The 23,047-nt window shown below is 68.3% G+C and carries 23 protein-coding genes and 1 tRNA gene; 15 read left to right on the top strand and 9 right to left on the bottom strand.

From position 1 onward, the window contains the following. The first annotated feature begins 312 nt into the window (after nucleotides 1-312). The 7 genes from VHAB30_RS20015 (at nucleotide 313) to VHAB30_RS19985 (ending at nucleotide 5,578) form a co-directional block, all read left to right on the top strand. Nucleotides 313-1,074 carry a response regulator transcription factor gene (locus VHAB30_RS20015; protein ID WP_235926865.1) on the top strand — a complete coding sequence of 254 codons (762 nt, stop codon included), beginning with the start codon at nucleotides 313-315 and terminating at the stop codon, nucleotides 1,072-1,074. 160 nt (nucleotides 1,075-1,234) lie between these two features. Next, nucleotides 1,235-1,852, top strand: coding sequence for a ubiquinol-cytochrome c reductase iron-sulfur subunit (gene petA, locus VHAB30_RS20010; protein WP_062473677.1), 618 nt, complete (start codon nucleotides 1,235-1,237; stop codon nucleotides 1,850-1,852). Nucleotides 1,853-1,866: 14 nt separating this feature from the next. Next, complete coding sequence (locus VHAB30_RS20005; RefSeq protein WP_070059900.1) at nucleotides 1,867-3,303, top strand: cytochrome b; 1,437 nt, start codon at nucleotides 1,867-1,869, stop codon at nucleotides 3,301-3,303. 37 nt (nucleotides 3,304-3,340) lie between these two features. Further along, nucleotides 3,341-4,117 (top strand): cytochrome c1, encoded by a 777-nt coding sequence (locus tag VHAB30_RS20000; RefSeq protein WP_159278399.1) that lies wholly within the window; start codon nucleotides 3,341-3,343, stop codon nucleotides 4,115-4,117. Between the two features lie 95 nt (nucleotides 4,118-4,212). Beyond that, nucleotides 4,213-4,824: a glutathione S-transferase N-terminal domain-containing protein gene (locus VHAB30_RS19995; RefSeq protein ID WP_062473683.1), complete on the top strand. Its 612-nt coding sequence runs from the start codon at nucleotides 4,213-4,215 to the stop codon at nucleotides 4,822-4,824. A gap of 41 nt (nucleotides 4,825-4,865) precedes the next feature. Beyond that, nucleotides 4,866-5,444: a ClpXP protease specificity-enhancing factor gene (locus VHAB30_RS19990; RefSeq protein WP_159278398.1), complete on the top strand. Its 579-nt coding sequence runs from the start codon at nucleotides 4,866-4,868 to the stop codon at nucleotides 5,442-5,444. A 58-nt stretch (nucleotides 5,445-5,502) separates the two neighbouring features. Then, nucleotides 5,503-5,578: transfer RNA gene (locus tag VHAB30_RS19985), tRNA-Thr, on the top strand. 105 nt (nucleotides 5,579-5,683) lie between these two features. Here the strand turns inward: VHAB30_RS19985 and VHAB30_RS19980 are convergent. Both VHAB30_RS19980 and VHAB30_RS19975 read right to left on the bottom strand, forming a co-directional pair. Further along, the gene (locus VHAB30_RS19980; protein ID WP_159278397.1) at nucleotides 5,684-6,499 is read right to left on the bottom strand and encodes a class I SAM-dependent methyltransferase; all 816 of its coding nucleotides are present in this window, start codon (nucleotides 6,497-6,499) and stop codon (nucleotides 5,684-5,686) included. After that, nucleotides 6,496-6,885: a cupin domain-containing protein gene (locus VHAB30_RS19975; RefSeq protein WP_062473689.1), complete on the bottom strand. Its 390-nt coding sequence runs from the start codon at nucleotides 6,883-6,885 to the stop codon at nucleotides 6,496-6,498. The genes VHAB30_RS19980 and VHAB30_RS19975 overlap by 4 nt, the downstream gene beginning before the upstream one ends. A gap of 141 nt (nucleotides 6,886-7,026) precedes the next feature. Here VHAB30_RS19975 and VHAB30_RS19970 point away from each other — a divergent pair, with 141 nt between their 5' ends. Next, entirely contained in the window at nucleotides 7,027-10,176 is a 3,150-nt protein-coding gene (locus VHAB30_RS19970; RefSeq protein WP_159278396.1) for an ATP-binding protein, read from the top strand. Between the two features lie 67 nt (nucleotides 10,177-10,243). Here the strand turns inward: VHAB30_RS19970 and VHAB30_RS19965 are convergent, their stop codons facing one another. From VHAB30_RS19965 to VHAB30_RS19950, 4 genes are all read right to left on the bottom strand, one after another. Then, complete coding sequence (locus VHAB30_RS19965) at nucleotides 10,244-10,591, bottom strand: zinc ribbon domain-containing protein YjdM (RefSeq protein WP_095743821.1); 348 nt, start codon at nucleotides 10,589-10,591, stop codon at nucleotides 10,244-10,246. 89 nt (nucleotides 10,592-10,680) lie between these two features. Then, entirely contained in the window at nucleotides 10,681-11,274 is a 594-nt protein-coding gene (locus VHAB30_RS19960; RefSeq protein WP_062473695.1) for a hypothetical protein, read from the bottom strand. A gap of 49 nt (nucleotides 11,275-11,323) precedes the next feature. After that, the gene (recJ, locus tag VHAB30_RS19955) at nucleotides 11,324-13,045 is read right to left on the bottom strand and encodes a single-stranded-DNA-specific exonuclease RecJ (RefSeq protein WP_159278395.1); all 1,722 of its coding nucleotides are present in this window, start codon (nucleotides 13,043-13,045) and stop codon (nucleotides 11,324-11,326) included. Then, on the bottom strand, nucleotides 13,042-14,019 hold the full coding sequence (locus VHAB30_RS19950; RefSeq protein ID WP_159278394.1) for a hypothetical protein: 978 nt from the start codon (nucleotides 14,017-14,019) through the stop codon (nucleotides 13,042-13,044). Before VHAB30_RS19950 ends, recJ begins: the two co-directional genes overlap by 4 nt. Nucleotides 14,020-14,142: 123 nt before the next feature. On the opposite strand from VHAB30_RS19950, the gene VHAB30_RS19945 reads away from it, so the two are divergent. Further along, nucleotides 14,143-15,399 (top strand): lipoprotein-releasing ABC transporter permease subunit, encoded by a 1,257-nt coding sequence (locus VHAB30_RS19945; protein ID WP_095743837.1) that lies wholly within the window; start codon nucleotides 14,143-14,145, stop codon nucleotides 15,397-15,399. After that, nucleotides 15,392-16,069 (top strand): lipoprotein-releasing ABC transporter ATP-binding protein LolD, encoded by a 678-nt coding sequence (gene lolD, locus VHAB30_RS19940; protein ID WP_095950949.1) that lies wholly within the window; start codon nucleotides 15,392-15,394, stop codon nucleotides 16,067-16,069. The genes VHAB30_RS19945 and lolD overlap by 8 nt, the downstream gene beginning before the upstream one ends. 3 nt (nucleotides 16,070-16,072) lie before the next feature. On the opposite strand, the gene VHAB30_RS19935 is transcribed toward lolD, so the two are convergent. Next, entirely contained in the window at nucleotides 16,073-16,627 is a 555-nt protein-coding gene (locus VHAB30_RS19935; protein ID WP_159278393.1) for an AAA family ATPase, read from the bottom strand. After that, complete coding sequence (locus tag VHAB30_RS19930) at nucleotides 16,624-17,424, bottom strand: sigma-70 family RNA polymerase sigma factor (protein ID WP_308789336.1); 801 nt, start codon at nucleotides 17,422-17,424, stop codon at nucleotides 16,624-16,626. Before VHAB30_RS19930 ends, VHAB30_RS19935 begins: the two co-directional genes overlap by 4 nt. Nucleotides 17,425-17,474: 50 nt before the next feature. Here VHAB30_RS19930 and VHAB30_RS19925 point away from each other — a divergent pair, with 50 nt between their 5' ends. Continuing rightward, nucleotides 17,475-18,095 (top strand): ATP-dependent Clp protease proteolytic subunit, encoded by a 621-nt coding sequence (locus VHAB30_RS19925; protein ID WP_070059889.1) that lies wholly within the window; start codon nucleotides 17,475-17,477, stop codon nucleotides 18,093-18,095. On the opposite strand, the gene VHAB30_RS19920 is transcribed toward VHAB30_RS19925, so the two are convergent. Further along, complete coding sequence (locus VHAB30_RS19920) at nucleotides 18,096-18,485, bottom strand: RidA family protein (protein WP_062473709.1); 390 nt, start codon at nucleotides 18,483-18,485, stop codon at nucleotides 18,096-18,098. Nucleotides 18,486-18,675: 190 nt separating this feature from the next. Here VHAB30_RS19920 and VHAB30_RS19915 point away from each other — a divergent pair, with 190 nt between their 5' ends. From VHAB30_RS19915 to VHAB30_RS19900, 4 genes are all read left to right on the top strand, one after another. Continuing rightward, nucleotides 18,676-20,250: an ABC transporter substrate-binding protein gene (locus VHAB30_RS19915; protein WP_159278392.1), complete on the top strand. Its 1,575-nt coding sequence runs from the start codon at nucleotides 18,676-18,678 to the stop codon at nucleotides 20,248-20,250. Nucleotides 20,251-20,341: 91 nt separating this feature from the next. Next, nucleotides 20,342-21,538: a lactonase family protein gene (locus tag VHAB30_RS19910; protein WP_235926864.1), complete on the top strand. Its 1,197-nt coding sequence runs from the start codon at nucleotides 20,342-20,344 to the stop codon at nucleotides 21,536-21,538. Continuing rightward, the gene (locus tag VHAB30_RS19905; RefSeq protein ID WP_095743846.1) at nucleotides 21,535-22,491 is read left to right on the top strand and encodes an ABC transporter permease; all 957 of its coding nucleotides are present in this window, start codon (nucleotides 21,535-21,537) and stop codon (nucleotides 22,489-22,491) included. The genes VHAB30_RS19910 and VHAB30_RS19905 overlap by 4 nt, the downstream gene beginning before the upstream one ends. 3 nt (nucleotides 22,492-22,494) lie before the next feature. Further along, the coding region (locus VHAB30_RS19900) for an ABC transporter permease (RefSeq protein WP_159278390.1) at nucleotides 22,495-23,047 on the top strand (553 nt) is incomplete at its 3' end.

Raw genomic sequence — 23,047 nt, 5'->3', positions numbered from 1 at the left:
CTACGTAACGTTCCGCCCAAGATGGCCGTAACGACGGCGACTGGCGCGCAGCTCCACCGGCGGGGTCCCGGGCGTTACCGCCGCATTTCTTCAATGAAATCAACGCACTCGCCGAGCCATCGTTGCGATGGGCCGCATGGCCGACTCCCAGGCATCGTTCCTGCAGTACCCCGAAACGAAAGTTGACATTCAAGGTAGGCGCGCGGGGCGCAACAAGGGGATATGCGTGATTCGATTGTCTGAAGGTGTGGGAGCGAAAGGTGTGCGGGTGTGCGGGCCCGTGGCCGACAGCGTGGTCGGAGGCGTCTGCTCATGATGAATCACCTGTCCGCCAGCAGCGCACACTCGGCGCCGGCACTCACCGGCCGGTACGCCGCCTTGGGCTGTGCCTTCTTCGGTGCCCTGATCGTTGAGGGCGACCTGGCCCTGGCCGATCGCATGCGACGCCTCCTTTGCGACTTGGCCCCGGGACGCCGCGTCGTGATCGCCTCCACGCACGCGGAGGCGATCCGCCTGCTGGCCGCGCTGCCCTATGACCTAGTGCTGGTCGACATGCACCTCACTGATGACGGCGGTGTCGCGCTCCTGTCGCACCTGCGGCGTACCTACCCGCAGATCGACGCCATCGCCATGTCGAAGGACGACGACCGCCTGCTGGTCGAGGCCGCGATCTCGTCAGGAGCCTCCGGCTATCTGCTGACGAGCACCGGCGATGCTGAACTCTCTTTCTTGCTGCGCTCGATCGAGCGCGGCGGTTCGCCGATGGACGCACGCGTCGCGCGTCGCGTTCTCGGCCTGATTGCGGCGTCCGCGAAACCGGAGGGTGTCGAGTCCGCGCTGCGCGACGGCGACACGGTCTCGCCTCCGATGCCTGCTCCCGGGCTGCTGTCACCTCGGGAGCTCAATGTGCTGCGCCTGATCGCGCAAGGCTGGAGCAATCGGCAGATCGCCGAAGCGATCTGCCTCTCGATCAACACGGTCGAGTTCCACGCCAAGCGGATCTACCGCAAGCTGGCCGTCAAGTCGCGCACCCAAGCCGTTCGGCAGGCGACCCAGTACGGGCTGCTGAGCTGAGCGCCGAGGGCCGTCGCGTGCTGTCGCGCACGTGCTGCGACGCCGTGCGCACGCGCGGCAATCATTGAAAAACCCTTTTGCGCCCCGCTACAATCTCGGGTTGACCTTGCTGTGGCAAAGGTCAGCCCCTGCTCCAGCGAAGAAGACTTAGAGGATCCCCATGAGTGACATGACCTCCGGCTCGCCCCGGATCGACACAAGCAAGCGGACGTGGTTGATCGCATCCAGCTGTGCCGGCGTAGCGGGCGGCGTGGCCACCGCAATCCCTTTTGTGAGCACATTCCAGCCGTCCGAAAAGGCCAAGGCCGCGGGCGCCGCGGTCGAAGTGGACATCTCGGCCCTCAAGGTCGGCGAAAAGATCACCGTCGAATGGCGCGGCAAGCCGGTCTGGATCCTCAAGCGCAGTCCTGACCAGGTCGCCGAACTCGCCAAGCTCGATGGCCAGCTCGCTGACCCGCTCTCCAAGCGTCACCCCGACGAATTCACGCCCAAGTACGCACAGAACGGCCACCGTTCGATCAAGCCCGACGTGCTGGTCGTGGTCGGCATCTGCACCCACCTCGGCTGCTCGCCGGTCGACCGCCTGCAGGCCGGCCCGCAACCCTCGCTGCCGAACGACTGGGAAGGCGGTTTCCTCTGCCCTTGCCACGGTTCCACGTTCGACCTCGCCGGTCGCGTCTTCAAGAACAAGCCCGCTCCTGACAACCTCCCTGTGCCTCCGCACATGTACCTGTCCGACACGCGCCTGCTCATCGGCGACGACAGCAAGAAGGCCTGAGGGAGACCACGAACATGGCTGAATTTCACGAAGTTTCCCCCAACGCCCCCGCCGGCGAGAAGCTGCTCAACTGGGTCGACAACCGCTTCCCGCTGACCAAGCTCTGGAACGACCAGTGGGGCAAGTACTACGCACCGAAGAATTTCAACTTCTGGTACATCTTCGGCTCGCTCGCGATGCTGGTCCTTGTGATCCAGATCGTGACCGGCATCTTCCTCGTCATGCACTACAAGCCTGACGCGAACCAAGCGTTCGCATCGGTCGAGTACATCATGCGCGACGTGCCCTGGGGCTGGTTGATCCGCTACATCCACTCGACGGGCGCCTCGGCGTTCTTCATCGTAGTGTACCTGCACATGTTCCGCGGCCTCATGTACGGCAGCTACCGCAAGCCGCGCGAGCTGATCTGGGTGTTCGGCTGCGCGATCTTCCTGTGCCTGATGGCCGAAGCCTTCATGGGCTACCTGCTGCCCTGGGGCCAGATGTCCTACTGGGGCGCCCAGGTGATCGTGAACCTGTTCGCCGCCATCCCCTTCATCGGTCCTGACCTGGCCCTGCTGATCCGCGGCGACTACGTCGTGAGCGACGCCACGCTGAACCGCTTCTTCAGCTTCCACGTCATCGCCGTGCCGCTGGTGCTGCTCGGCCTCGTGGTGGCCCACCTGATCGCGCTGCACGAAGTGGGTTCGAACAACCCCGACGGCATCGAGATCAAGGCCAAGCGCGGTCCCGACGGCCATCCGCTCGACGGCATCCCGTCGCACCCGTACTACACGGTGCACGACATCTTCGGCGTGGTGGTGTTCCTCACGATCTTCTCGGCCGTGATCTTCTTCGCGCCCGAAGCCGGTGGGTACTTCCTGGAGTACAACAACTTCATCCCGGCCGACTCGCTGAAGACGCCGAACCATATCGCCCCGGTCTGGTACTTCACGCCGTTCTATTCGATGCTGCGCGCCACCACCGACGACATGGTCAACGTGTTCGCACTGATCATCGCCGCGGCCGCCGTCTGGAACTTCATCAAGGGCAAGTCGGGCATGGGCCTCAAGGTTGCCGCCGTGGTCGTGGCCGCCGTCGTGATCTTCCTGCTCAAGACCTTCGACGCCAAGTTCTGGGGCGTAGTCATCATGGGCGGCTCGGTCATCATCCTGTTCTTCCTGCCGTGGCTCGACCACAGCGAAGTCAAGTCGATCCGCTACCGTCCGAGCTGGCACAAGTATGTCTACGGCGTGTTCGTGTTCCTGTTCCTGATCCTGGGCTACCTGGGCATCCAGGCACCCGGCGTCTGGGGCAACCTGGTCATCGGCTCGTTCGCCCTGGACATCGCCCAGACCATCTCGCAGATCGGCACGCTCTTCTACTTCGGCTTCTTCCTGCTGATGCCGTGGTGGAGCCGCAAGGGCGAATTCAAGACCGTGCCCGAGCGCGTGGTCTTCGCCGCCCATTGATGCGCGCGCAAGTGCAAGAGAGCTTGAGAGAAACACGATGAAGAAAAGAATTTCCGGCTGGCTCGCTGTCATGGGTCTGGCACTGGGCCTGACTTTCTCCGCGGCCGCATCCGCCGAATCGGGCGGTCTGGCGTGGGACAAGTCGCCCAACAAGACCACCGACGTGGCGGCCCTGCAGAACGGCGCCAAGCTGTTCGTCAACTACTGCCTGAACTGCCACTCGGCCGCCTTCATGCGCTACAACCGCCTGCAGGACATCGGCATCAGCGAGCAGCAGATCAAGGACAACCTTCTGTTCACGACCGACAAGGTCGGCGAGACCATGAAGGCCAACATCGACGCGCGCCAGGCCAAGGAATGGTTCGGCACCACGCCGCCCGACCTGACGCTGGTCGCACGTTCGCGCGCCGGCCACGGCGGCACGGGCCCCGACTACCTGTACACCTTCCTGCGCAGCTTCTACCGCGACGACACCAAGGCCACCGGCTGGAACAACCTGCTGTTCCCGAGCGTCGCCATGCCGAACCCGCTGTGGGAACTGCAGGGCGAGCGCCTGCCGATCTACACCAAGGTCGAGCAGCATGGCCATGCCACCGATGTGTTCTCGGGCAAGTGGGAGCAAGTGACCCCCGGCACGCTGACCCCGGTGCAGTTCGACAGCGCAGTGGGCGACCTCGTCGGCTACTTGCAGTGGATGGCCGAGCCGGCACAGAACACCCGCGTGCGCATCGGCGTCTGGGTGCTGCTGTTCCTGGCCATGTCGGTGGTTTTCGTATGGCGACTGAACGCCTCGTACTGGAAAGACGTCAAGTAATTCCGTTCACGCCGACCGGGCGCCTCGTGCGTCCGGTCCCACAGAGTGGGTTGCCCAGGCGACCCACTCTTTTTGATTTTTAGGAGTCTCTCGCCATGATGGTCTTGTATTCAGGAACGACCTGCCCCTTCTCCCACCGCTGCCGCTTCGTGTTGTTCGAAAAGGGCATGGACTTCGAGATCCGCGACGTCGATCTCTACAACAAGCCCGAAGACATCAGCGTGATGAATCCGTACGGCCAGGTGCCGATCCTGGTCGAGCGCGACCTGATCCTGTACGAGTCGAACATCATCAACGAGTACATCGACGAGCGCTTCCCGCATCCGCAGCTGATGCCCGGCGACCCGGTCGACCGCGCCCGCGTGCGCCTGTTCCTGCTCAACTTCGAGAAGGAACTGTTCGTGCACGTCGCCACGCTCGAGAACCGCACCGCCAAGGGCAACGAGAAGGCGCTCGAAAAGGCCCGCTCGCACATCCGCGACCGCCTCACGCAGCTCGCACCCGTGTTCCTCAAGAACAAGTACATGCTGGGCGACAACTTCTCGATGCTCGACGTGGCCATCGCGCCGCTGCTGTGGCGCCTCGACTACTACGGCATCGACCTGAGCAAGAACGCGGCGCCGCTGCTGAAGTACGCCGAGCGCATCTTCTCGCGCCCGGCCTACATCGAAGCACTGACGCCTTCCGAAAAGGTCATGCGAAAGTAAGTAAGCTGCGTGCTTGCTTCCTTCGTTTTTCGCCGCCTTTCATGATCAACGCGCTCGAGTCCTCTTCCACCCGCCCGTACCTCATCCGGGCGCTGTACGAGTGGTGCACCGACAACGGGTTCACGCCCTATGTCGCGGTGCTGGTCGACGACACCGTCCAGGTGCCGCGCGAGTACGTGAAGAACGGCGAGATCGTGCTGAACATCAGCTTCGACGCGACCAGCTCGCTGAAGCTGGGCAACGACTTCATCGAGTTCAAGGCCCGCTTCGCCGGCACGGCGCGCGAGATCAGCGTGCCGGTCGGCCGTGTGATCGCGATCTACGCCCGTGAGAACGGACAGGGCATGGCGTTCCCGGCCCCCGTGCCGGCCGCCACCACGTCCGACGATGGCGATGACGCCGCCTCGGCCGCGGCTTCGCCGAACAGCGCGCCGCGCATGCCGCTGCGCGATGCCTCGCGCGGCACCGAAGGCGACGCCAGCAAGGTGTTCCACCTGGTGACGGGCGAAGAGGGCGACGAGACGGTCGACGCCGCCTCGGATGCTACCGACCCGACCGACGAGCCGCCGCGCCCGCCGGCCGGTGGTGGCACCCGGCCATCGCTCAAGCGCGTCAAGTGACGATGCGGTCGGCCCAAAGCCGGCCGCTTAGAATCGTCGCCAGCACTGCTTTCTTTCAGCCGCTTTAGCTCAATTGGTAGAGCACCCGCCTTGTAAGCGGAAGGTCGTCAGTTCGATTCCGACAAGCGGCACCAATCAAAAAAGCCCGACAACGTCCTGCGTTGCCGGGCTTTTTCTTTGTCTCCCTCGACCTGTCCGGCGGTCCGGACCGGCCGCAGAAGCCGACGGAACGCCGCGGATCAGCCCACCTCCACCGTCACCCGCAGGAACGTCGCGGCGATCAGGCAGGTGTTGGGGTACTGGCTCTGGTTCTGGCTCTGGAACAGCGTCACCAGCTCCGTGCGCAGTTCGTCGGTGCGCCCCGCCTGGGCTGCGGCGTCGAATGCGTTCATGGTCGGGCCGTAGAACTGCCGGAAGGTGTCGACGAATTCCGCTGCCGAGCCTTTGAAGTCGAAGATGTAGCTGTCGCGTTCCCAGCTGATGGCCTCCGAGGCAACGCCCGCCGCGCCAAAGCGCTCGATGATGTTCGGGGTCGAGCCCCAGCCCATCGGGCTCACGAAACCCTCGGGCGGCGGGGGCGCATACGACGAGCTGATCTTCAGGATCTGCGCCACCAGCGTGGGGTCGTTCGGGATCCAGTTGCCCATGAGGATGCGGCCGCCCGGGCGCGTGACACGCACCATCTCCCGTGCCACGTCGAAGGGCCTGGGCGCGAACATGGCGCCGAACATGCTGATGACGAGGTCGAAGGACTTGTTCTCCAGCCGCAGCTCGCAGGCGTCCCCTTCCTCGAACCTGCAGCTGGCCGACAGCCCGGCCTGGGCCGCCCGCCGGTTGCCCGCGGCGACCAGGTTGGCGGCGATGTCCACGCCCAGCACCTGCGCGCCGAGCTTGGCGGCCGGGATGGCGGTGTTGCCGTCGCCGCAGCCGAGGTCCAGCACCTTCATGCCGGGCGTGATGTGCGCGTGCCGCACGACGTCTTCACCGCTCTCGCGCATGCTCTCGGCGATGCGGGTGAAGTCGCCTTTTTCCCAGAGGGCCTTGTTCGGGTTCATGACTTCACCTTCTCGATCATGTGGTCGATCACGTGCGTGTGTTCGTGTTGCGGACTGAACATCACGATCTCCGCGTCGGCGTCGACCTTGACGTTGTGGCCGGGCGGCCAATAGAACAGGTCGTTGGTCTGGACGGTCTCCTGCTCCCCGGCGTCGTCGGTGGTGGTGATCTGGCCCTTGAGCACGAACCCCCAGTGCGGGCACTGGCAGGAGTTGTGGTTGTTCAGGCCCTGGAACAGCGGCGTCGTGTCGACGCCCGCCGACAGCGTGAAGTACTCGCCGCTGATCTTGCTGTAGCCGGTCGCGTCGCCGAAATTCAGACGCTGCCGGATCAGGGCACCGGGAATTTCCATCTTCACGTCGACTGCGTCTTTTGCGATATGCATGAGGTACTCCTTGAGGGTCCGCGGGCGCGAGGGTGGTGCGTCTATTCGTTGCACCCGCCAGATTCGATAGACGGCATACTGATGCTCCACGCTTGGCGTTCCTGAAACGTTCCCGGCCCGTGCCGGGGGAAAGGAATCGCGATGTCGCCCCCACCGACTCCGCCGTCCGAAGCCGTGTCCATCCGGCTGCTGGGCCCGTTCCACCTGAGCGTGGCCGGCGATGACCCGCAGATTCCACCAGTGCCGCTGACCCGGCGCGCCGCCGAGCTGCTGCAGCTGCTGGCGTTGCAGCCCGGGCGCAGCCTGGCGAACGAGCAGGTGGTGGACGCCCTGTGGCCGCACCTGGACCCCGACGCGGGCAGCGCCAACCTGCGCAAGGCCGCGCACCACGCGCGCCAGTTCATCGGCCAACCCGACGCCCTGGTGCTGCGAGGCGGCCGGGTTTTCCTGCTGCCCGACCAAGCGGTGGCGTGCGACGCCGAGCAGTTCGAGCGCGCAGCGGACGAGGCCCTGCGCAGCGGCGATCCGCAGGCCTGCAAGGCGGCCGCGCAACTCTATGGCGGCGACCTCCTGCCGGACGCCCGCTACGAAACCTGGACCGAGGCGCCGCGCCAGCGGTTGCGCGACAAGTTCCTGCAGCTGCTGCGCCAGACCGGCGACCTGGAACGGCTGGTGCGCGAAGACCCCACCGACGAAGCGGCCCATGTGCAACTGATGCGCGAGGAACTGGCGGCCGGGCGACGCTCTTCGGCGCTGCGCTGGTACGGCCACCTGCGCGACCATCTGCAGCAGACCCTGGACATGCGCCCCGGTCCGCCGGCCGAGGCGCTGTACCGCGAATGCGTGGCGGGCCTGGAGGGCGCCGCGCCGCGTTTCGTCGGCCGTGCCATGGAGCTGGTGCGTGTCCTGGGGTGGCTGCGCGCCAGCCTCGCGGGCCGTCCGGGGGGCGCGGTGGTGCGCGCACCGGCGGGAATGGGCAAGACCGCGTTCTGCCGCCGCGTCGCCGAAGAAGCGCGGGGCCTGGGCTGGCAGGTGCGCTCGTTGCAGGCCGGCGACTGGACCCGGCCCTACGGCATCGCGGCCGACCTGGTGGAGCCCTTGCTCGGCGAACTGCCCGACGCGGCACAGGCCATCGGTGCGCACGCCCAGGCCGTGCTGGCGCAGATGACCGCCTCGGGCGACGTGAAGCCGCTGGCCCTGCCGCTCGGGCGCCACCAGATGGTGGGCGCCGTGCGCCGGCTGCTGCTGGCCACCGCCGCGCACAAGCCGGTGCTGCTCATCGTCGACGATGCGCACGCGGCGGACGACGCGAGCGCCCAGGCGCTGACGCAGCTGGCTGCCAGCGGCCCCCCGGTGTTCGTGCTGCTCGCGTGCCGGCACGCGCTGCCGCCCCTGCTGGATCGGAACACCTCGCGCCTGCAGCGCGCCGGCCAGCTGGAGGCCCTTGAACTGGGCCCGCTGTCCGAGGAAGAAGCGGCGCTGCTCGCAGCCCGCTCGGCCGACGCACCGATGACGGCCGAGGCCGCCACCGCCATCGCGCGCCGTGCCGAGGGCCTGCCGTTTGCCGTGGTCGAGCTCGCGCGCGGTGCGGCCACGTCGGACGGCGCCACGGCGGTGATGTCCCGCAGCCTGTCGTCGGCCCTGGCCGAACGCCTGTGCGACCTGGACCCCGGCACGACGGAGGCCTTGCGCCGGTTGGCGCTGTCGGCCGAAGATTTCGACGTGGCCACGGCCGTGGCGCTGGCCGCCGACGAAGGCCACGACGCGTTGGCGCGGCTCGACCAGGCGCTGGCCGCGGGCGTGCTGGTGGTCGCCGATGGCCGCTACCGCTTCCGCCACGCCCTCGTGCGGGACGCGCTGGCCGAAGGCATCCCGCCGCACCGGCGTGTGCTGTGGCATCGCGACGTGGCGGCGCGGCTCGAGCACTGCGGTGCGGCACCGGGCCTGGTGGGCCATCACTGGCTCGCCGCGGGCGATGCCGAGCGGGCGATGCCGTGTGCGCTGGCGGCCGCGCGCCAGGCCTTTCGCCTCGGCGCCTACGAGGACGTGTTGCGCCACGTCGAGCCGCTGCTCGCGCACCGGGCGACGCAGCCGGAAGCCCTGGCGCTGCGTGCCGAGTCCCTGGACGCGCTGGGCCGGCCCGGCACGTTGGCCGCCTACGATGCGGCCGCCGCCGTCGCTGCGGAGGCGCTGTCCCACGAACTGCGCGCCAAGCGGGCCTTGGCGCAAGTGAAGATGAGCGACCCGCCCGGTGCCCTGCAGTATCTGAAGGATGTGCATCCCACCACGGTGGCGGGGCGCCTCGCCGAAGCGCTGGCCTACAGCGGCGCGGCGGCCCTGGGCTTCGGGGACCCCGCCGAAGGAACGCGCCGCTCGGCCGAAGTGCGCCGGATCGCCCTGGAGACGGGCGACGAAGGCACGCTCGTGATCGCCTCCTGGTCGCAGGCCGCGGCGGCACACGCGCGCGGTGACCTGCACGGCAGCGTGTGGGCCGACCTCAAGGAGACGAGCCACCTGCCGCAGCTGGCGGTGCGCGTGTTCGACGGCCACCTGTGCATCACGCAGCGCTTCCTCTACGGCTCGCGGCCGTATGCCGAGGTCATCGCGTTTGCCGATGCGCTGGCCACGGAAGCGCAGCGGCTGGGCGCAGCGCGCGGGCACGCGTTCGCGGTCACGCTGCGCGGCGAGGCCTGGCTGCTCAGCGGCCAGCTCGACGCCGCCGAGCAGGACCTGGTGGCCGGCGGGCGCATGCACCGCGCGATCGGCGGTGCGACGGGCGAAGCGCTGTCGCTGCAGCGCCGCTCCGAGCTGGCGATCTACCGCGGGCAGATGGACCGGGCGCGCGGCCTGCTCGACGAAGCGCTCGACGTCGCGCGCCAGTCCGACGTCGGCTTCCACCTGCTGGACCGCATCTACGGCACCCGCATCGCGATGGCCACGCAGCCCGACGCCGCGCTGGGCGTGCTGGAGGAGGCCGAGGCCAACGTGCGCGGCCCGTTGGAAAGCTGCCCCGGCTGCCGCATCACCTTCGCCATCCCGGCCACCATCGCGGCCGCGAGAGCCAACGAACTGGACCTGGCGGCCAGCCACCAGCAGCAATCCGAGTACCTGGCCAACGTGGTGATGAAGCTGCCGGCCTGGTACGCGTCGCTGCACGAGGCGCAGGCCCACATCGAACGGGCCACCGGCCGTGCCGCTGCCGCGCGCGAAGGCTTCGCCGCGGCGGCGCGGGAGTTCCACGCCTGCGGCCATGCGCTGGACGCCGCGCGCTGCCGGGAGTTGGCCAGCTAGGAAGTCCGCGCGGCACTGGCATGACGAGCGGACAGCGAGACGCTGCGCCGCACGAGTCAGGCCGGTCTCAAGCCTTGCGCACGAATTCCGACTTCAGCTTCATCGCGCCAATGCCGTCGATCTTGCAATCGATGTCGTGATCGCCATCGATCAGGCGGATGTTCTTCGCCTTGGTGCCGACCTTCACGACCAGCGACGAGCCTTTGACCTTCAGGTCCTTGATGACGGTGACGGTGTCGCCGTCGTTCAGCACGTTGCCGACCGAATCCTTGATGACCCGCCCCTCATCGGCCGCGCTTTCGGCGGCAGCGCCCGAGGCGGACCATTCGTGAGCGCATTCGGGGCAGACAAGGTTGAGGCCGTCTTCGTAGGTGAATTCCGAATGGCATTGGGGGCAAGGGGGCAGGGTGCTCACGGCGGTAGGTGGGGTCCGTATCGGTTGAAGGACGTGGATACTAGCCTGCCCTCATGGACGCAGGTCCTGTTCCTGTTGGCCGCAGCGGCTCAATCCAAGGTGTCGAAGAGCCGGAAGATCCACGACAGCTGGTAAGCCAGCGTGCCCGCGACGAAGGCCGTGTGAAAGCGCGGGTTGGCGGAGCGGGCCGCCGCGATGCACAGGCCCACGAGGATGGGCGTGCGGATGAGGTACTCCATCGCAAAGCGGGCGAAGTGCGCCTCGCCCTTGATCAGCGTGTCGACCACGTCGAGCAGGTAGGTGGCGGCCAGCAAGCCGAAGAACCACGCGCGGCGGGCGTAGAAGTAGTCGCGGTAGCTCGCGTAGTCCTGCATGCTGTCGGGAAAGAGCAGCGCGCACAGCAGGAACAGCAGGATCGCGTAGCTGACGATGAAGGCGTAGGTGCCGAAGGTCCAGCTGTCGATCTGGTACAGGCCGAACTCCCACCACCAGAAATGCACCAGCGCCAGCAGCACCGAGGCGACCCAGGCCAGGTGCACGGCATAGAGTCGGTACTGCGTCGGGTGCTGCACGATGCGCGCCACGCCCGACAGCAGCCGGGTCACGCCCAGGCCGATGACCATGCCCATCACGACACGGATGTGCGGAAAGATGTCGTGGGCCGAGATGGCTTCTTGCTGCATGCGAGAGTGCCCGTTCGAATGGATGGGCCTCCAGTCTAGGCCGCCCGCGTCACACCTCCGCGCCTTCGACCAGAAAGCGCAACCGTCGCACCCCTTGCCACTCGTCCGCATCCAGCCGGAACGCCAGCTTCACGCGCGGCGGCAGCGGCTCGGTGTGGCTGAACCAGATCGCGTCGATGGGCTGGCCCTGGTGCTTGAGCTTGAGCGCCAGGTGCTTCTCGCCCACCAGCCGCTGCGACACCACCTCGACCTCTTCGCTGAAGGTGGGCGGCGCAAAGCCCTGGCCCCAGACCTCGCGGTGCAGCGTGTCGACGAGGTCGATGCGCATGTACTCGCGCGCGATGGGCCCGTCGGTCTCGATCTGGCGCGTCAGCGCGGCCTCCGCCAGCCATTCGCCGGCCACCTGGGCCAGCGCGCGCTCGAAGACGGGAAAGTGCTCGCGCGCCACGGTGCAGCCCGCGGCCATCGCGTGGCCGCCGAAGCGCAGCAGCACGCCGGGGTGGCGCTTGGCCACGAGGTCGAGCGCATCGCGCAGGTGAAAGCCCGGAATCGAGCGGCCCGAGCCCTTCAGCTCCTGCTCCTTGCCCGGCGCCGCGCTGGCCGCGAACACGAAGGTCGGGCGATGGAAGCGGTCCTTGATGCGCGAGGCCACGATGCCCACCACGCCTTCGTGAAAGTCCGCGCCGAACACGCTGATGGCCGGCGGCGGCGCTTCCACGCCTTCGCCATCGGCCGCGAACAGCGACTCGGCCAGCAGCAGCGCCTGGTCGCGCATGCCGCCCTCGATGTCGCGTCGCTCGCGGTTGATGCCGTCGAGCATGCGCGCGAGTTCGTCGGCGCGGCCGGCGTCGTCGGTCAGCAGGCATTCGATGCCCAGCGTCATGTCGGCCAGCCGGCCGGCCGCGTTGATGCGCGGGCCGAGGGCAAAGCCGAAATCGAAGGTGGTCGCGGCCGAGGCGGTGCGCCCCGCCGCCTTGAACAGCGCCGCCACGCCGGCCGGCATCGCGCCCGCGCGGATGCGGCGCAGGCCCTGCGCCACGAGGCGGCGGTTGTTGGCGTCGAGTTTCACCACGTCGGCCACGGTGCCGAGGGCGACGAGAGGCAACAGCGCATCGAGCTTGGGCTGCGTGGCGGTGTCGAACACGCCGCGCGTGCGCAGTTCGGAGCGCAGCGCGAGCAGCACGTAGAACATCACGCCGACACCGGCGATGCTCTTGCTTTCGAACTCGCAGCCGGGCTGGTTCGGGTTCACCATCACGTCGGCCAGGGGCAGTTCGGGGCCGGGCAGGTGGTGGTCGGTCACCAGCACCTGCAGGCCGCGCGCCTTGGCGGCGGCCACGCCTTCGACGCTGGCAATGCCGTTGTCGACGGTGATCAGCATGTCGGCGCCGGCGTTGGCCACGCGCTCGGCAATCGGCGGCGTCAGGCCGTAGCCGTCGACCACGCGGTCGGGCACGAGGTAGCTCACGTTCTTGCCGCCCAGCAGGCGCAGGCCGCGCACGCCGACGGCGCAGGCGGTGGCGCCGTCGCAGTCGTAGTCGGCCACGATGCACAGGCGCTTGTCCTGTGCGATGGCATCGGCCAGCAGCACGGCGGCTTCGCGCGTGCCGCGCAGCGTGTCGGGCGGCAGCAGGCGCGCGAGGCCGTCGTCGAGCTCGTCCTTGCCGCGCACGCCGCGCGCGGCAAAGAGGCGCGCCAGCAGCGGGTGCACGCCGGCCTGTTCCAGCGCCCAGACGGTGCGCGGCGGGATGTCCCGGGCAATGATCTTCATAGGGACTCCAGCACCTGGGTGGCGCGGTTGCGGTCGAACAGGCCCTTGGCCCAGCGGGCGAGGCCGCGCGGCTGCACGGTGAAAAGCTGCGCGCCGCGGTCACCGCACAGCGAGAGCGCCACGTCGGCGCCGCGCGTGAGGTCGGCGAGCAGGCCGGCGATGGCGCCGGCGTCCAAGGCCTGCCAGGCGGCGGCCCAGGCCAGGCCGTCGTCGCGCAGCGCGGCATCGCGCAGCGCGAGTTCGACGACCGGCGTGCGCGACAGGGGCGGCGAGGGCAGGGCGGCGTCCTTCAGGACGCCGGTGCCGCTGAGCCAGAACGAATTGATCGGCGGCACGCCGCGCGCGGTGCGCTCGTCGTTCACGCGCTGCGTGTACAGCAGCATCTGCATCTCGTTCTGCAGCCGGCGCAGCGGCCGCGAGGCGTCGCCCAGCGGCGACCACTGCGAAATGGGGTACCCCACCGCGCGGTCGATGGAGGCCGTGGCCAGCCCGTCGAAGATGGGCGCGCGGGCGAGCCAGCGGCCCGGCGTGTCGCTGGGGTACAGCGCGATGCCGTCTTCCTCGAAGAACGGCTGCGCCACGGTCAGCAGGGCCATCGACTCGGCCGCGTCGATCTCGATGGCGCTCGGGTCGCCCAGCGCCACGTCGTCGATGCCGACCTGCCAGTTGCACAGCGTCACCAGGCCCCAGGCCTCGGGGTCGCCGGGCGCGGCCAGGCCGGTCTTGCGGGCTTCGAGCGCAGCCCAGGGAATGCAGCCGTCGTCGGCGGGAGGCAGGCCGAGCGCGCGGGCCAGCGCGCGTTCGTGCGGCGGGGAGCGGGTGCTGTCGTCCTGCGTGTCGGTGTCGGCGAGCGTCAGGCGCAGCAGCAGGGTTTCGAGGTTCGGCAGCCGCAGGGTCGCGAGCGCCGCGCGGCAAGCCGGGGAACCGCGGCCGGCAAAGGGAATCAACAGATGACGTGGGAGAGGTTCGGCCATTTCCCTATTGTCCGGGATGCCACAATTCCACCGTATGACCTACCCCCTCGCTCCTCACCCCGAGTATTTGCCGCCCCCCGCGGGTGCGCCCATGCCCCTTGAGGCCACGGGGCGAGGCCGCTGATGCGATTCCCCTACGAACTGCAGCTCGGCTGGCGCTACACGCGCGCAGGCCGGGCCACGCGACGCAACGGCTTCATTTCCTTCATCTCCGGCGTGTCGATGCTCGGCATCGCCCTGGGCGTGGCGGCGCTGATCATCGTGCTCAGCGTGATGAACGGCTTCCAGAAGGAAGTGCGCGACCGCATGCTCAGCGTGGTGTCGCACATCGAGATCTTCTCGCGCGACGGCCAGGCCTTGCAGGACATCGACGCCATCATGGCCGACGCCCGCAAGAACCCCGAGGTGATCGGCGCGGCGCCTTTCATCAACACGCAGGCGCTCATCGCGCGTGGCGAAGACATGAAGGGCGCCATCGTGCGCGGCATCGACCCCGCGCTCGAGCCCGAGGTCACCGACACCGGCGGCATCGCCAAGGGCGGCACCTTCGACAAGCTGGTGCCGGGCGAGTTCGGCATCGTGCTGGGCATCGAGCTGGCGCGCTCCATGTTCGTGCAGCCCGGCGACCAGGTCACGCTGGTGGCGCCGGGCGGCCAGGTCACGCCGGCCGGCGTGGTGCCGCGCCTGAAGCAGTTCACCGTGGTCGGCGTGTTCGACTCGGGCCACTACGAGTACGACTCGGCGCTGGCGATGGTGCACGAGAAAGACGCCGCCAAGGTGTTCCGCCTCGAAGGCCCGACCGGCATCCGCCTCAAGCTGAAAGACCTGCATGAAGCGCGCGAGGTGGCCGACCAGCTCGCCGTCACGCTGCCGGGCCAGTTCCTCATCCGCGACTGGACGCGCCAGAACAAGACCTGGTTCGCGGCCGTGCAGGTCGAGAAACGCATGATGTTCATCATCCTCACGCTGATCGTCGCGGTGGCGGCCTTCAACCTCGTCTCGACGCTGGTGATGACCGTGACCGACAAGCGCGCCGACATCGCCATCCTGCGCACGCTGGGCAGCTCGCCGCGCAGCATCATGGCCATCTTCGTGGTGCAGGGCGCCATGGTGGGCGTGATCGGCACCGTCGGCGGCCTGCTGCTGGGCCTGGGCATCGCCTACAACATCGACGTGATCGTGCCCTTCCTGGAGCAGCTCTTCCACGCCAGCTTCCTGCCCAAGGACATCTACCTGATCAGCAAGATGCCGAGCGACCCGCAGCAAAGCGACATCATGCCGATCGCGGTCATTTCCCTCATCCTGGCCTTCCTGGCCACGCTGTATCCGAGCTGGCGCGCCAGCCGCGTCAATCCTGCCGAGGCCCTGCGCTATGAGTGATGTCGTCCTGAAGGCCCGTGGCCTCACCAAGCGCTTCCATGAAGGCCGCATCGACCTCACCGTGCTGCACGGTGTCGACCTCGACGTGCATGCCGGCGAAACGCTGGCCATCGTCGGCGCCTCCGGCTCCGGCAAGAGCACGCTGCTGCACCTGATGGGCGGGCTTGACGCACCCACCGCGGGCAAGGTCGAACTGCTCGGCAAGGACATCGCGCATGCCGACCCCGCCGAGCAGGGCCGGCTGCGCAACCATCACCTGGGCTTCGTCTACCAGTTCCATCACCTGCTGCCCGAGTTCAGCGCGCTCGACAACGTCGCGATGCCTTTGAAGATCCGCCGCGTCGAGGCCGGCGAAGCGGCGCAGGCCGCGGCAAAAATCCTCGCCAGCGTGGGCCTGGGCGAGCGCCTGCATCATCGGCCGGCCGAGCTGTCGGGCGGCGAGCGCCAGCGCGTGGCCATTGCGCGTGCGCTGGTCACGCAGCCGGCCTGCGTGCTGGCCGACGAGCCCACCGGCAACCTCGACCGCAGCACCGCCGACGCCGTGTTCGCGCTGATGCTCGATCTCGCGCACCGGCACCGCACGGCCTTCGTGATGGTCACGCACGACCAGGACCTGGCCAAGCGCTGCGACCGCGTGCTGCAGCTGGTGGCGGGGCGGCTGGCGGGCTGAGCCTCAGCGGTCGGCGCGCGCCCACGACCGCAGGTCGAGGCGCAGCGCGTCGCCGGCCAGCCGCTGCTCGATGGCCTGCGCGACCGCTTCGGGCGTGCGCGCCATCGTCGCGATGCGATGGCCATCGAGCCCGGGCGCCGGTTGCTGGAACGCGGCGTGCATCGTGCGCACCATCGTGTCCAGCTCCGGCCCCGAACGCTGCCGCACGCGCGTCAGCGCTTCCTCGAGATCGACCTCGAGCAGCACGTACGCCACCTGCGTGCCTGCCGCCTCGAATTCGCGCGCGACCAGTGGCAGAAACCACGGGCCGAACACGCCGTCGAGGCACACCCGGTAGCCGTCCGCCGCGAACGACGCGGCCGCGCGGCACACGGCCCGGATCACGGCCGTGTTCTGCGCGTCGGCACCGGCGCGGTAGGGCGGCACGGGGTGCGCCGGAAAGTCGTAGAACAGGTCGGACGGCAGGTGCAGGCCGCGCGGATCGGCCTTGGCCAGCAGCGCCGACACCGAGGTCTTCCCCGAGCCCGGCGGCCCGGAGACGATGACGACCCGGCTCACTGCGCGACCTCTTCGGGTTGCGTCGCCTCCAGGGGCAGCACGCACAGCACCTTGTCGCCCAGCGTGAGCACGAGGCCGAGCTGGCCACCGAGGTGCACGAGCTGGCAGACGGTGTGCGGCGTCGATGCCGGGGTTGCCGAAGCTGATGCAGAGAAAGCGCGTGTCGGTGGCGTGCGCAGCAGGGCGCGCAGCGGCGCGGCATCGCACTGCAGGAGCGCCTGTCGGTACACCTGGAAATGCGCGGGCGATGCGGCGCGCTCGTGCTCGTCGTCGGCGTGCCTGTCCTGCCGCAGCCGCAACAGCGCGCGATGCACCTGCTGCCGGCAGGCCGCCTCGGTCTTGCCGCTGGCCTGCGCGATCTCCTTGAAGCTGGCCTCGAAGACCTCATGCAACAGCAGCGCCGCACCGTCGGCGGGCGACAGCTTTGAAGCGAGCAGCCGCAACGCACGTTCGACCGACTCGGCCTGCGCCGCATCGGCTTCCGCCGACGATGCCTCAGGCGCGTGCACGTCGCCCGCATCGTGCAGCCAGCGCCGCATCCAGTCCTCGCGCCGCAGCCGGTCGATGGCCAGGTGGCGCACCACCGTGGTCAGCCACGCCTGGGTCGATGCGGGAGGCGCGGCATCGCCGGCTTCGAGCGCGCGCAGGTAGGTGTCCTGCACCACGTCCTCGGCCTCGGCGTGCGTGCCCAGCAGCCGCGCCGCGGTGCGAACCAGCCGGCTTCGCAGCGCAGGCAATTGCGAGAGATAGCGTTCGTCGAGCATCGGCGCAGCTTGCCACAGCAGGCGCAATGTCACGAAACTGTGGGCTTGTTCGTCAAGACAGTTCAACCACAGGAGCTTTCTTCATGCAGCCCATGTTTTCAACACTGGAAACCGACGACGACACCCCGCCCGCGGCCACGGCCGAGCCGCGCAATTCCTACCTCGAGGAAAAGGCGTTCAAGTCGCGCACGCTGCTGATCTTCGGCAGCATCACCGACAGCGTGGCCGCCGACGTCACGCGCCGGCTCATCGCGCTCGATGCCGACAGCGGCGACAAACCCATCGACATCCTCGTGAGCTCGCCCGGCGGGCACCTGGAGTCGGGCGACGCGATCCACGACGTGGTGCGCTTCATCAGCGCGCCGGTGCACATGATCGGCACCGGCTGGGTGGGCAGCGCGGCCACGCACCTGTTCCTGGCGGCGCCGCGCGAGCGCCGCGTGTGCCTGCCCAACACGCGCTTCCTGATCCACCAGCCCAGCGGCGGCGCGGGCGGGCAGGCGACCGACATCGCGATCCAGGCGCAGGAGATCATCAAGGCCCGCCAGCGCATCGCGCACGAGATCGCGCGCGAAACCGGCAAGCCCATCGATGTGGTGCTGGCCGACATCGAGCGCGACCGCTGGCTGTCGGCCACGGAGGCCGTGGAGTACGGGCTGGTCTCGCGCATCGTGCAGCGCAAGACCGAACTGCGACCGGCCTGATCAGGCCTTGGGCTTGTAGGCGACGACGTCGATCTCGACCTTCGCATCGACCATGAGGCGCGCCTCGGTGGTCGAGCGCGCCGGCTTGTTTTCACCGAAGTAGCTCATGTAGACGCGGTTGAAGGCACCAAAGTCGCGCGCGTCGTGCAGCCAGACGGTGCTCTTGCACACGTCGTCGAGCGTGGCGCCGGCCAGCGCGAGCACGGTCTTCAGGTTCTCCATCACCTGGCGCGTCTGCACCTCGATGCCGCCGGCCACGATCTCGCCCTGCGCGTTGGCGGGCACTTGGCCCGACACGTAGACGAAATCGCCCGCGCGCACGGCGGGGGAGAAGGGGCGGGCCTGGCGGTCGGAAGCGATGGGCGGGGCGCCGAGGTATTCGAGGGGCATGGGAACTCCTGGGAGTGACAAGGTTGAGGGGCGGGTGAGGGCCGCAGTATCCGTCTGAATTGAAAGACTTTTTCAGAATAACCCCTCAACAAGGGTTAACACGGATGATTTGGCATGAAGTCTGCTTCAGAGTTCGGCCTAGAAAGAAAATTTCTTTCATAAATCAGTCCGCCCCATGAAGGAGTTCTCCATGTCTCACGCCGGTCTTGTCCAGCGCCTGCCCCGCCTGTCGAAGCGCAGCCTGCTGGGAGCTTCCCTGCTCGCGATGCTGTGTGCCGCACTGCCTCACCCCAGCGCCCACGCGCAGGGCCCGCGCAACTTCGCCACGCTGGCGATGGTGGCCGAGCCGCAGACGCTCGACCCGATGGCCTCCACGGCCGATCTGGTCGGAACCATCATGCAGCACGTGTACGAGACGCTCTACACCTTCGACGCCAAGTGGAACGTGGTGCCGATGCTGGCCGAGGGCATGCCCAAGATCTCGGCCGACGGCAAGACCTACGCGATCACGCTGCGCAAGGGCGTGGCGCTGCACAACGGGCGCGAGCTCACGGCCGACGACGTGGTGGCCAGCCTGCAGCGCTGGATGGACCAGTCGCCGCGCGGCAAGGCCGTGGGCAAGGAAATCGAAAGCCTCAAGGCCAAGGGCCCGCTGGGTGTGGAGATCGTGCTGAAGGCGCCGTATGCGCCGCTGCTGTCGCAGCTCGCGCTGCCCAGCGGCATGGCGGCCATCATGGCCAAGGACTCGATCGCTTCGCCGCTGAAGGATTTCGTCGGCACCGGCCCCTACAAGTTCAAGGAGCGCCGCCCCGACCAGTTCGTGCTGCTCACGCGCTTCGACAAGTACGCCGCGCGCAAGGAACCTGCGAGCGGCTACGGCGGCAAGCGCGAAGCGGTCATCGAAGAATTGCGCTTCGTGCCCGTGCCCAACGCGAGCACGCGCGTCGAAGGTGCGCTGGCCGGCCAGTACGACTTTGCCGACCTGCTGCCGGTAGAAGCCCTGCCGCGGCTGGAGAAGGCCGGCGGCAAGACGCTGCCGATCATGACGCCGTCGTTCGGCTTCCCCTACCTCGTGCTCAACACCAAGGAAGGCGTGGCCGCCAACCCGGCGGTGCGCCAGGCCGTGCAGACCGCGCTGGGCCAGGGCGAGATGCTCGCGGCCGGCTTCGGCGACACGCGCTTCTTCGTGGCCGAGGCCAACCACTTCCCCAAGGGCTCGCCGTTCTACTCGGCGGCCGGCGCCGACCACTACAACCAGCGCAACGCCACCAAGGCGAAAGACGCCGCCGCCAAGGCCGGCTACAAGGGCGAGCCGATCCGCGTGCTCACCAGCCGCCAGTACGACTTCCACTACAACATGTCGCTCCTGATGGCCGAGCAGCTCAAGCGCGCCGGCTTCAAGGTCGACCTCAACGTGGTCGACTGGGCCACGCTGGTGCAACGCCGCAACGACCCGAAGCTGTGGGACATCTACGTGACCCACTCGGGCCAGTTCCCCGAGCCCATGCTCTCGCCGCCGCAACTGGGCGACGGCGCGCCCGGCTGGTGGGATTCGCCCGCCAAGAAGGCCGCGCTCAGCGCCTTCAACACCGAGAGCGACCCGGCCAAGCGCGGCGCGCTGTGGGGCAAGGTGCAGCAGGTGGTGTACGACGAAGTGCCCTACATCAACGTCGGCAAGTTCAACGGCCTCTCGGCCAAGAGCCCGGCGCTGGACAACTACCAGCCCGCGACCTGGCCGTTCTTCTGGAACGCGAAGATCAAGTAAGGCCGCAAGCACCGCCATGCCGTCGCGTCGTCAACTTCTGCAAGTCAGCGCACTGGCCTCCGGCCTCGGCGCCCTCGGACTCAAACCATCCATGGCCACTCCCGCTCAAGCCACCACTTCGGGCCCCGTGTACGCCTACGTCGGCACCTACAGCGACGGTGGCAAGCCGTGGCGCGGCGGGCGCGGCCTGGGCGTGCACCAGTTCGTGGTGGACGGCGCGACCGGCGCGCTCAAGCCCATCCCCGGTGCACCACCGGCCGTGGCCAGCGCGGGCAGCGATGCGAAGCTGCGCAACCCCGCATCGCTGGCGCGCCATCCGACGCTGCCGATGCTCTACGCGGCCAACGAGTTCGAGGCCGGCTCCGTCTCGGCCTTTCGCATCGGCGCGAACGGCGCGCTGTCGTTCGTGGCCGAGATGCCCTGCGGCGGCAAGGACCCGGCGCACCTGAGCGTGCATCCCGACGGGCGCTTCGTGTTCGCCGCCAACTACGCCAGCGGCGACGTCAGCGTGATCGCACTGCGTGCCGACGGCAGCTTCGACACCGACCGCGCCGCCGTCGTCTACAAGGACGTCGCTGCCTGCGGCGCCGCCACGCCCTGCAAGCCCGGCGCCGACGTCGTGCCGCTGGCCGCGCGCTCGCACGAAGGCTTTGCCACCAGCGACCACGACGGCCCGCACGCGCACATGGTGCAGGCCGACCCGGCCGGCAACTTCGTGCTCGTGGCCGACCTGGGGCTCGATCGCGTCATCTCGTACCGCTTCGACCGCGCCACCGGCGTGCTGAGCCAGCCGAGCACGGTGGCCGTGTCCGAAAGCTCGGGCGCGCGCCACTTCGCCTTCCATCCGAATGGCAAGTGGGTCTACCTCGTCAACGAAGAGGCCTCGACCATCGCCTTCCTGCGCTACGACGGCGCCACCGGCGTGCTCACGCTGGTGAGCGAAACCTCGGCGCTGCCGGCCGGCTTCAAGGGCACCAGCTACGCCTCGGGCATCCGCATGCTGCCGGGCGGCACGCACTTCGTGTCGCTCAACCGGCTGCACGATTCGATCTCCATCTTCAAGGTCGATGCGCGCACCGGCGCGCCCACGCTCGTGCGCGAGGAGTGGACGCGCGGCAACTACCCGCGCAGCTGCACGCTCGAGCCGAGCGGGCGCTTTCTCTACGTGTGCCACAACAAGCAGGGCGACAACGTGACCATCTTCCGCGTGAAGAAGAACGGCGACGTGCAGTTCACCGGCCAGTACGTGGCCGTGGGCAGCGCCGCCGCCATCGAGTTCTCGTCATGATCAAGAGCGCATCGCTTCGCTACATCGCCTCGCGCGCGGGCGGCATGCTCATCGTGCTGGCGCTGGTGGCCGTGCTGGTCTTCGTGCTCACGCGCGCCGCCTCGGGCGACCCCATCTCGGTGCTGCTGGGCGACCAGGCCACCGCCGCCGACATCGCCCGCGTGCAGAAGGACTACGGCCTGGATAAACCCTTGCCCGTGCAGTTCGGCTACTGGCTGCGCGAAGTGCTGCAGGGCAACCTGGGCACCTCGATCTTCCTGCAGCGCCCGGTCACGCAAGCACTGTGGGAGCGCGCCGAGCCCACCACCTTGCTCGCGCTGCTGGCCGTGGCCATCGCCGCGCTCATCGGCGTGCCTTGCGGCATCGTCTCTGCGGTGTTCCGCGGCCGCGTGGTCGACCAGTTCTTCACCGGCATCGCGATGCTGGGTGCCAGCATCCCCAGCTTCTGGCTGGGCATCGTGCTGATCCAGATCTTCGCGGTGTCCTTCGGGTGGTTCCCGGTGTCGGGCTACGGCGCGCCCGATGCACCCTTTGCCGAGAGATTGCACGCGCTGGTGCTGCCGGCCACCGTGCTGGGCCTGCTGAACTCCGCGCTCATCATCCGCTTCACGCGCGCCTCGATGCTCGACGTGCTGGGTGAAGACTACGTGCGCACCGCGCGCTCCAAGGGCCTGAGCGAGAAGGTCGTCGTGCTCAAGCACGCGCTGCGCAACGCGCTGGTGCCCATCGTCACCGTGATCGGTCTGACCGTCGCGCTGATGATCGGCGGCGCCGTCATCACCGAGACCGTGTTCGGCCTGCCCGGCGTGGGCAACCTCGTGGTCAACGCCGTGCTGCGGCGCGACTACCCCGTGATTCAAGGTGCACTGCTCGTGATCGCCGCGATCTACGTGCTCATCAATTTCTCGATCGACCTGCTGTACGCGGTGGTCGATCCGCGCGTGAAGGTCTGAACGATGCGCATGCCTCGAATGCTCCGCCAGCTGATGCACCGCCGCATCGTGATGGTCTCCGCCCTGGTGCTGCTGGTGATTGCCGTGCTCGCTGTCGGTGCGCCGCTGTTCGCTTCCGCCGACCCTAACGACACCGCCGTGCTGCAGCGCCTGAAGGCGCCCAGCGCCGAACACCTGCTCGGAACCGACGAACTCGGGCGCGACATGTATTCACGCATCGTGCACGGCGCGCGTTACTCACTGGCCATTGCCGCGCTCACGGCGCTGGGTGCGGTCATCGCCGGCACGGTGCTGGGTTTGATGGCGGGCTTCTTCCGCCGACTCGACGCACCGCTGATGCGCGTGGTCGACGCCATGATGTCCTTCCCCGACATCCTGCTGGCCATCGCGCTGGTGGCCATCCTCGGACCTTCTCTGATGAACACCGTGCTCGCGCTGGTGCTGGTCTATACGCCGCGTGTCGCACGGGTGGTGCGGGCCTCGACGCTGGTCGTGCGCGAACTGCTGTTCGTCGAAGCCGTACGGGCCCTGGGCGTGCGCACCTCTCGCATCCTGT

Source organism: Variovorax boronicumulans (assembly GCF_009811375.1).
Lineage (GTDB): Bacteria > Pseudomonadota > Gammaproteobacteria > Burkholderiales > Burkholderiaceae_C > Variovorax > Variovorax boronicumulans.
This window is presented reverse-complemented; position numbering and strand designations above follow the sequence as displayed.